Genomic DNA, 9,214 nt, shown 5'->3' with positions numbered 1-9,214 from the left:
AGCGCCCGTTGAAGTGGAATCCAAAGAAGGAGACCTTCAAAAAAGACAAAGAAGCGAATGAAATGTTGGGGCGTAAGTTGCGGCCTGAGTGGGCGATCAAATTAGGATGATTTACCCAACCCAAAGAAGTTGAACCCAAGCAGGGCGAAGCACCAGGGCAATTGTACAACTTGAAGGACGATGTTGGCGAAACCCGAAATTTATATGCCCAGCAACCCGAGAAAGTACAGGAATTGCGTAAATTGCTGAAAGACATCAAAGACAAATAAGTTTATGAAGAAAATGCTCTTCCTCCTGTTGGTTTGTGCAGCGCAGAACCTTCCTGCCCAAACCACCATCGAAAGTATCCTATCGCAACCTTTCCCCACCAGTTTGACCGCTAGCCCGGATGGCAAAAATGTTGCCTGGATATTCAATGACAATGGCAGCCGCAATGTATACACCGCAAGGGGCGTCAATTTGAATGATGCAGCGCGCATCACCGGATTTGAAGAAAAAGACAACGGCATTGAGATCGGTGAACTCAGCTTCACGCCTTCGGGTAAACACGTTGTTTTTGTGCGCGGCAACACCCCCAATGGCCAGGGTTATGCAGCCAACCCCGCTCAATTGCAAATAGAAACCAGCAGGTTTTTGTACATTACTGACCTGGAAAATGGTCGAGATTTTCGCAAAATTGCCGCCGGATATGCACCCAAAATTGCGCCTGATGGCCGCAGTATTGCTTACATGAATGCGGGTCAGGTCTGGCTTGCGTCTTTAGTGGACACGCTGGTCAAACCTCAAGTGTTGTTTAAAGTCAGAGGAGGCGTAAGCGCGCTGCGCTGGAATCCCGATGGGAGTAAGCTGGCCTTTGTCAGCATCCGGGGTGATCATTCGTTCATTGGCATCTACGACCTGGCTTCCAAAGCCATCACCTTCCCTGACCCATCTGCCGATCAGGATCAAGAACCGGTGTGGAGTCCCGATGGCAATTGGCTGGCCTACGTTCGAACCTACAAGGAATTAGGCTTTCCCTTTGCCCCTCAACGCAGCGGTTTTCCCTGGAGCATCCGCATCCTGAATGTAAAAACCGGCGAAGCAAAAGAAATTTGGAAGGCCGCAGAAGGCAAAGGCTCCGTATTCGTAGATGACTTGCCCGTCGCCAACAATAAGCTACTCTGGCCAAGTCAGTCGCAACTCATTTTTCCCTGGGAAAAAGACGGCTGGGTACACCTGTATGCCCTCGACATCGCCAGCAAAACCAGCAAATTACTCACACCCGGCGAAGGGGAGGTGGAAAACCTCAGCCTGGCTCCCGATGGCCAAACCCTTTATTACGCCTGCAACATTGGCGACATCAATCGGCGCCACATCTGGAAAGTAAACCTCAATACCGCTCAAGCACAGCAAATCACCAAAGGCGAAGGCATTGAATGGAGTCCGGTACCCACCGCGCAGGGTTTGGCCTTGCTTCATGCTTCGGCAACCCGGCCCGCTTGGCCAGCCTTGTACACCAATGGCGGTTTTAAAGATCTAGCCACTGCTTTTTCCATTTCAGATTACCCCACAGATTTGGTGCAACCCCAACAGATCAGCATCAAAGCCACCGATGGCATGAGCGCTCCGGCACAATTGTTTTTGCCGCCCAACCACAAACCAGGCGACAAACACCCCGCAGTGATTTTTTTACACGGCGGCAGCCGCCGGCAAATGTTGTTGGGCTTCAACTATAGTCAGTACTACTCCAATGCTTATGCCCTGAATCAGTATTTTGCCCTCCAGGGATACGTGGTCATTGCCCTCAACTACCGCAGTGGCATTGGGTACGGCCTGGATTTTCGCGAAGCGCTGAATTATGGTGGCACGGGTGCCAGCGAAGTGTTGGACTTGATTGGTGCGGGAGAATACCTCAGAACCCGTCCTGATGTAGATCCCAAACGCATTGGCCTGTGGGGCGGCAGCTACGGCGGCTACCTGACTGCACATGGTCTGGCCAGAAGGAGTGACTTGTTTGCGGCAGGGGTAGACATTCACGGGGTACACAACTGGAACAACGTGATTTCCACCTTTGCACCTGCGTACGATCCGCTCAAATTTCCGGTTTGGGCCAAAAAAGCGTTTGAGTCTTCACCGATGAATTTTGTAAATGGTTGGAAAAGTCCGGTTTTGTTCATCCACGGCGACGACGACCGCAACGTGATTTTCAGCGAAACCGAAGACATGATAGAGGCACTGCGCAAACGCAAAGTGTATTTCGAGCAAGTGATTTTACCCGACGAAATCCACGGCTTTTTGCTCCACCGCAGTTGGTTGAAAGTGTACCATTCGACTTTTGATTTTATGGAGCGGCAAATGAAGAAATAACAATGGCGGCGGGTTGATGCCCGCCGCCATTGCTGTTTCATCCCTACCGTGGGTTGAAAACGGGAGAAAATGACCTATTCTGCTCAAATTTTCTTCAAAATACTTTTGTACTGCGCTGGGTCCCGGATTACTTTGATCGCCTCATGCACTTCCGGATCGCGCAGCAGACCAATCTGGGCGCGGCCATTCGCGTAGTAGTACCTTCCGGCAATTTCTTTTTCGATTACTTTGCTAATCAGGTCTTTGTGCTTTTTGATCAAATCCAGTTGGGCAGTACCCAAGGCGCTTTCCAGCGATCCCACTGCGGTGCCCAGTTCGTACCCTTCCGCACCTGCCTTTTGCTTGAACTGCTCCAGCAATTTTTCGCTTTCGGTACGGAAAATGAAGTTTTCCTTTTGCACAAAAGCAAGGAATTTATCAAACTCTTCAAAGCGTAGATCCTTGATTTCGGCAATTTTTTCTTTGCCTTTGCAATAGTCGGTTACAAACCGGAAAATGATGTCCTGGTCTTGCAGTGCTTTTACCACGGGGATGTTGCTGGCCTGCTCGATCTTGATGTCGGGAGCAACTCCGCCACCATCCAGTACCACCCGGCCATTGCGCGTTTTGAACGTTGCCCGGCGGCTATCGGCAATGTCAACGGGTTCGCCATTGCGGTATTCTACACTTTGGATGCAACGCCCGCTGGGGATGTAGTACTTGGCCGTGGTCAGTTTGAGGCGAGAATTGTAGCCTACTTCCACGGTGTTTTGTACCAGCCCTTTGCCATAAGAACGCTGGCCGATCAAGACTCCCCGGTCGTAATCCTGCAAAGTGCCACTCACGATTTCAGAAGCGGAGGCCGAGTTTTTGTCGATCAGCACCGCCAGCGGCAGGATTTCTTCAACCCCTATGCTCTGGGTACGGAAACTGCGGTCTTGCTCCTTGAGTTTGCCCCGGGTGGTCACCACCAATTCGTTGCGGGGAATGAATACGTTGCACAGGTTGACTGCTTCAACCAGCAAACCACCACCATTGCCGCGCAAATCCAGGATCACACCTTTGATGTTGGGGTTTTCTTTGCGCAATTCCCGTACGGCATTGCCGATGTTTTTGCCCGCATCCTGAGAAAAAGTAGACAAAGAGACGTAGGCAATGTCTCCTTCCACCAGTCCGGAGTAAGGCACATTGGGCAAATCCATCTCCTGGCGGTTGATTTTGGCTTTAAAATCGCTGTTTTGCCCAGGTCTGCGCACGGTGAGTTCTATGCTCGTTCCGGTTGCACCGCGCAGCACATAATCCAGTTCATCAGCACTTTTGCTTTGGATGTCCTTGTTGTCTACGGCAATGATTTGGTCTCCAATTTTGATGCCCGATTTGTCAGCGGGTAAACCCTGGAAAATTTCGGTCACCGTAACGAAGTTGTCAATTTTTTTAAACTCGAACCCGATGTTGTCGGAAGTACCCTCGCGGAGCAAGCGATAACCTTCGATGTCGGCTTCGGCGATGTAATTGGTGAATGGATCGAGGTTGTTGAGCATGGCATCGATGCCCGAGCGCATTACTTTGCCGGGGTCAAGCTCGTCTACGTATGCCGAGTTGAGTTCTTTGTACATGTTGGCAAAGATTTCGAGGTTTTTGCTGATCTCAAAATCCTGACGGTTGCTTGGATACTCGGTAAATGCCACGGTCATTAAAGCCAGTGGCAACAGCCAGAGCGTGTATTTCGCGATTCGTTTCATGTTGGATGATTGTTTAATAACTTCCAATGATAACAGTTTTCAGGGATTTTTGGTCTATTTGAAGGTATCATTTATTTCTTCACTGTTCCTAATCTTGACTTTAGGACAAAAGATTAAGTAACTGACTCATCTCCTTGCCGTCCCATTTTCCTTCCATTTTAAACGGATGAAACCGGGCAAACAATTCTTCTTTGTACCAACCCAACTCCCGGGTTTTGCGCACCACTTGGCTGTGAAACTGCCCTTGGTAGGCATAAGTTTGCATGGCAGCGCTATTTTTCCACAAACTGAAGGTGGCCTGTTGGATCAAAGGCAATTCTCCAATGCCCACTGAAAACAGTAAGCCCTCCTGGTGTTCCCGCCACATGGATTTGCTCACGCCGGGTACAAAACGCCAAAAATGCCACAACCGATTGGTGCGGATGGTGGCACGGGTAAGCACCGCAACTGGGGCATCGGGTTGGTAGGGGGTGTTTTCAATGAAAGGCGTTCCGCTATCCCAGGTGCCGTGAACTTTGGCAGTTTGAAGGTAAGTGGTCCAGATTTCGACGGTTTTTTGTTCAAAAGCACTGTACAGCGGATGCGTCGAAAAAAAGTTTTCGGCCATTTTGCGTTCTTCCCATACCGCGAGTAAGCCATACACCCCAAAATTGGGCCAAATGCTGAAGCCGTTGCCGTTGCCGCTGCCCATCATTTTGGAAAATGAAAGGCCAGGGACCTTGCTCAGTTCAAGAGGGGCAAGTCCCATTTGTTTGAATCCCCACCACTTGTTTTGGCTGGTGGTAAAGCGAAAAAAAGTAAGCGTAACGATTTGTGGATTGCTCATGGATTGCTACCGATTTCAATTTTCTTACATGAAACGTTAGTGCGGAAGAATGGTTGTGGAATGGAGCGAAGGAAGCACTATGTGGGAAAAGCGGGCGCTTGTGATGCGTTTTGACGGTCTTGATTGACCAGAACGGCCATGCACATAAAGAAAAAAGAACCCATTTTGTCGGTTTCGACCATGTCGTTGATGAGCAAAAAGGCATCCATGACCACCGTACACAAAGTAACGGCCATGATGATGCGCTTGCGAGCAGGATCGGTGCAGCGGTGGTAGATTTTTTCAGCCTGAATCAGCACCAAAAAACTCAAGGCGATGAAGATGATCATGCCGATAAAGCCCTGCTCTACCAGGGTCATCAGGTAGTAACAATGCACTCCGGATCCTTCGGGATTATTGCTCACATAAGTCTGAAAACTCTTGATTGTATAGGTCTGATAAAAATTGACAAAATTGCCGGGGCCAAATCCCATCCAGGGACGATCCTGACTCATCTGAAAGGCCGCTACCCAGCGGTACACCCGCTCCATGGTAGAGATGTCTTCCATCTTGTAGGTGGCCTGCATGAGGTTATTAAAGTTCTGATGGCTGACCGTTTTGTTGTAATCCGGTGCAAAATCGAGGTAATTATTGTCGTAACTCATGTACAAGTACCCCGCCACCAATGCCACCGCTGCAATGGCCAATACCGGGCGAATGAGGCGCCACTGAATGACAAAATATGCCCCCGCCGCCATCAAAATGGACGCATACGCTGCCCGGGTATAGGTGAAATAAATCGCCAGTAAAACCAATCCGGTAGCAGCCCGGAGCAAGTACCACTTGGTAGACAAACGCGGAAATTGCACTGGTGCAAACCACAACAAAGGAAAAAACAGCGACAAGAGTGCCGCGTAATTGACGTGATTGCGGTAGAATGGCCAGAGCACAAAATTGATTTCGGCAAAAGAAAAACCCCGTTGCGAGTGCCTGATCATCACCACCACAATGGTGAAAATCAAGGGCCAAAATACCCACCAAAACAAGCGCTGGTATTGCTTTTGGGTGTAAATGAAATACCCGGTGAGGAAGAAAAATACCCCGATGTACCAGCTTTTGGCCAAAAAATATTTGAAGGAAACAAAAAACAATTGTGATTGCACCATGCACAGAAAAATCCAGCAGAGATGCAAGAGCAACATCAGTGAAATGGGATGTAAAATAAACTTGCTGCTGATCCGGTGAATGTTGTGAAACATAAACGGAATGCTGACCAAAAACAAGCCCACGATCAAGCCTTCATCAGGCAAGTCAGTTCCAAAACCATTCGGCAAGATCACCTCTGTCGATAAGGGAATGCAGCCCAACATCAGAAAATAAATGATGCGCGTATCCACCACCGTCCAATAAATGGCCAACAACAGTAAGGGCAGCCCCGCCACATAAATAAAATTGAGTGCAACCCCTGCCCAAATGGACAGCAAGGTAACCGCCCCTAAGCCCCAAAACAAGATCTGGGGCATCGAGCCTTCCCGCAAAGTTTGCATCAATGAATTACTGCGCATTGAAGGTTTCTCCCCATTTGTTTTCACGATAGGCATCGAACAACAACACCCCAAATGCTGCTACAATCAAGGCAATCGCTCCGGCCATCACCACCAGGATGGTGCGTTTTGGCCGAGATTTCAGCACGGGAACTTCCGCCGATTCGATCAGCAACAGACTTGGAACATCGGTTTCCAGGGCGCTGCGCAGCATCTTGGCTTTTTCCACCTCATCGCCCAATTGTCCGTTGGAAGTATAGTAGCGGGTTTCCATCAGCATCAGTTGTGCTTCGCCACCGGCTAGGCGCGACAAGTCCATCTGGATGCTGTCGGATTCCATTTTATAGCCCTTGACTACCGCATCGGTAAATGCCACGGAATCTCGAGGAATGCGTGGATTCACGCGCATGGCTTCCAGTTTTCCTTTGTACCGAAAATAGTTGCCCCTAGCATAGATGTAGCGCTGTGATAGGTCGGAAGAGACTTGTCGGGTATTGTAAATTTTGTACCGCGCCCGTAACCTGGTCAGGCTGTCGGCCAGCTCATTCAAGATCACTTCTTTGGCCTTGATGCTGGTTTCGTAAGAAACCAGGTTTTTGCGCTGGTTGTTTTTGAGTACTTCTTGACTGAGGTAGTTAATGTACTCCCGGGCGGCATTGGCAATGCGAGAAGCCAGCTCCGGATCGGTATCCTCAAAGGTCAACTGAATGGCGTCGCGCTTGGTTTTGCTGATCTCCAGGCGAGAAAACAGCTTTTTGCGGGCATACATGTAAGACCTGAGCTTATTGGGTTTGACCCGATAGTGTTCAAACAGCTTGAAGGTATCGATCAGGTAATCTGCCAGCTCAATGGATTCGGCGATGGTCAGAATGCGGTCGATGTCGTTGCCCGATCCGTAGGGTTGGCCGCCTACCGATTTGCCGTACAACACATCCGGGCGCACCAAATCTGGATTCGCGGCCAGGAATAGGGTTGTCGCTTTGTAAAAATTGGGCATCAACAGCGAAATAACCGCCGTACCTACTGCTGCTGCGATGGACAGCCCCAAAATTTGTTTGCGCCACTGGTACAGGGTACGCACCACTCCCAAAAGATTGTCTCTATTTTCCATTTAAAAATTGAATTCAAGTTAAAATCTCAAAACCCTCAACACCTCCCGCACACTGATCAATCGCAACACAAAGGCCAGCATGCCGCATCCAGCCAGGGCTATCAAAAATGCCCACAAGTTGAGCTCTGGCAGAAGGTAAATTTTACTCAAACTTGCCAAACCCGTGGACAGACCCGTCAAAGCTACAAACTTTGCGGCTTGCACCCAGGTAATGCCCACTTTTAGAATGCGCTTGCACAAGTACAATTGCGCCCCAAAAATCAGGATTTGCGTAATGCAATTGGCTACTGCTGCCCCCAAGGCCTTGTGCAGGGGAATCAGCCAGAGATTGAGCCCCAGGTTGAGCAGCACTCCAAAAACGTAGACCCGGTTCAATTGCCGAAGGCTGCCTTGGGCAGTAAGCAAAGAGCTAAAAATATATACACCGCTCACCGGAATAAAACTCACGATGACCCAACCGAGGATATTGCCCGAATATACACTGCCTGTGGTGTACAAACCCACCATGATGTTTTCGCGGAATACAATGGTACATACCACCAAACTGATGGCGCCACTCCAAATGATCTGGATGCCCAAATGCGCCAGGGGTTTTACATCCTGCCCCAGTTTGAGCAATTTGGCATACATCGGCATCAGCAAGCCCGCAAAGAGGTAGCCGATCACGTTGCTGGCTTCCAACAATCGAAAAGCCGAAGCGTAAATATTGGTCTGTTCGCGACCATCCACCAGCATGCGCTCCATCAAAGGGGCGTCAACGCGGGTGTACATGTTCATCAGAATAAACGAAAGTGCAAACGGTACGCCCGCCTTTACAATGGCCAACATCCGCAACCAGTTGAACCGAAAGGTAATCGCCCCGGAATGGTACCGCACAATGCCAAACGCCACCACTGCACCCGTACCAAACCCCAACAATTGCACATTGACAAACCACTGGATGTCAAAACTATGGCCGTCGTAGTACCCCATCCACAGCGGTATGCCCAAAAATAGGATCACCACCAGCCGATCGATCACCGATACCAGACTGTCTACCCAGTACAGGCCCAGCCCGGCAATGTTGGAGCGAAAGTACATCACCATCGAATTGAGTACCTGACACAGGGTCATGCCCAGCATAATGCCCGGATACTCCCACAAATAGCCCGTAAATGCCCCCACCAAAACCAGTACCAGCGCATACACCAACGACAAGAGGCCTTTAGTGAGCAAAAATGCACTGAAGTACTTGGGCAACAGGTGCGGGTGCTGCGAGATGTAACGGGTATTGTAATTCTGGATGCCAAAATCGGCAATGATGTTGAGAATCAAGGTCAAATTCAGGATGCTGAAGTAGATGCCGTACAGGTTATCGGTCACCACGTTCTGTACCACTCGCTCCACCCCAAACAGGTAGGTAGGCTTGATCACCAGATTGATGAACAACAGAAAAAGAAGGTTGGCCAGGAATTCACGCTTCATGCGGGTGCTGCGGGTGCTTTGATTTGCGGGGCGAAGTTAGGGTAAAGGAGTCAGAATAATGGTATTTTTTTCTGGTGCCTACTCTTGCTTTTCCATAAACCTTTCAAACCGATCAACCCCTCCAAAACCTCCATCAGAACCACCCCACATTGCACTACCCATTTGGAAATTGGACATTGAATCACAACCGCGGATCAACTTCTTCACTTTCCAGCGCCAGCAC

General features: G+C 49.6%; 6 protein-coding genes. 1 reads left to right on the top strand and 5 read right to left on the bottom strand.

The window, feature by feature from the left end:
* The first annotated feature begins 273 nt into the window (after window positions 1-273).
* Window positions 274-2,346 (top strand): alpha/beta fold hydrolase, encoded by a 2,073-nt coding sequence (locus tag ABW391_RS27530; protein WP_353485122.1) that lies wholly within the window; start codon window positions 274-276, stop codon window positions 2,344-2,346.
* An 83-nt stretch (window positions 2,347-2,429) separates the two neighbouring features.
* On the opposite strand, the gene ABW391_RS27525 is transcribed toward ABW391_RS27530, so the two are convergent.
* The 5 genes from ABW391_RS27525 to ABW391_RS27505 form a co-directional block, all read right to left on the bottom strand.
* Complete coding sequence (locus tag ABW391_RS27525) at window positions 2,430-4,067, bottom strand: S41 family peptidase (RefSeq protein ID WP_353485121.1); 1,638 nt, start codon at window positions 4,065-4,067, stop codon at window positions 2,430-2,432.
* A 100-nt stretch (window positions 4,068-4,167) separates the two neighbouring features.
* Entirely contained in the window at window positions 4,168-4,893 is a 726-nt protein-coding gene (locus ABW391_RS27520; RefSeq protein ID WP_353485120.1) for a hypothetical protein, read from the bottom strand.
* A gap of 77 nt (window positions 4,894-4,970) precedes the next feature.
* The gene (locus ABW391_RS27515) at window positions 4,971-6,437 is read right to left on the bottom strand and encodes an O-antigen ligase family protein (RefSeq protein ID WP_353485119.1); all 1,467 of its coding nucleotides are present in this window, start codon (window positions 6,435-6,437) and stop codon (window positions 4,971-4,973) included.
* A complete protein-coding gene (locus ABW391_RS27510) occupies window positions 6,427-7,527 on the bottom strand; it encodes a GumC domain-containing protein (protein ID WP_353485118.1) in 1,101 nt (366 codons plus the stop codon). The genes ABW391_RS27515 and ABW391_RS27510 overlap by 11 nt, the downstream gene beginning before the upstream one ends.
* A gap of 18 nt (window positions 7,528-7,545) precedes the next feature.
* Window positions 7,546-8,991, bottom strand: coding sequence for an MATE family efflux transporter (locus ABW391_RS27505; protein ID WP_353485117.1), 1,446 nt, complete (start codon window positions 8,989-8,991; stop codon window positions 7,546-7,548).
* Window positions 8,992-9,214 lie beyond the last annotated feature (223 nt).

Origin of the sequence: Haliscomenobacter sp. (genome assembly GCF_040403615.1) — a bacterium.
Classification (GTDB): Bacteria; Bacteroidota; Bacteroidia; order Chitinophagales; family Saprospiraceae; genus Haliscomenobacter.
The sequence above is the reverse complement of the archived record's forward strand: the minus strand, read 5'-3'. Positions and strand labels throughout refer to the sequence as shown.

Excerpts from the sequence above, each read along its gene's own strand:
- ABW391_RS27530 (WP_353485122.1), top strand. The coding sequence starts at position 274 with ATGAAGAAAATGCTCTTCCTCCTGTTGGTTTGTGCAGCGCAGAACCTT.
- ABW391_RS27525 (WP_353485121.1), bottom strand. The coding sequence starts at position 4,067 with ATGAAACGAATCGCGAAATACACGCTCTGGCTGTTGCCACTGGCTTTA.
- ABW391_RS27520 (WP_353485120.1), bottom strand. The coding sequence starts at position 4,893 with ATGAGCAATCCACAAATCGTTACGCTTACTTTTTTTCGCTTTACCACC.
- ABW391_RS27515 (WP_353485119.1), bottom strand. The coding sequence starts at position 6,437 with ATGCGCAGTAATTCATTGATGCAAACTTTGCGGGAAGGCTCGATGCCC.
- ABW391_RS27510 (WP_353485118.1), bottom strand. The coding sequence starts at position 7,527 with ATGGAAAATAGAGACAATCTTTTGGGAGTGGTGCGTACCCTGTACCAG.
- ABW391_RS27505 (WP_353485117.1), bottom strand. The coding sequence starts at position 8,991 with ATGAAGCGTGAATTCCTGGCCAACCTTCTTTTTCTGTTGTTCATCAAT.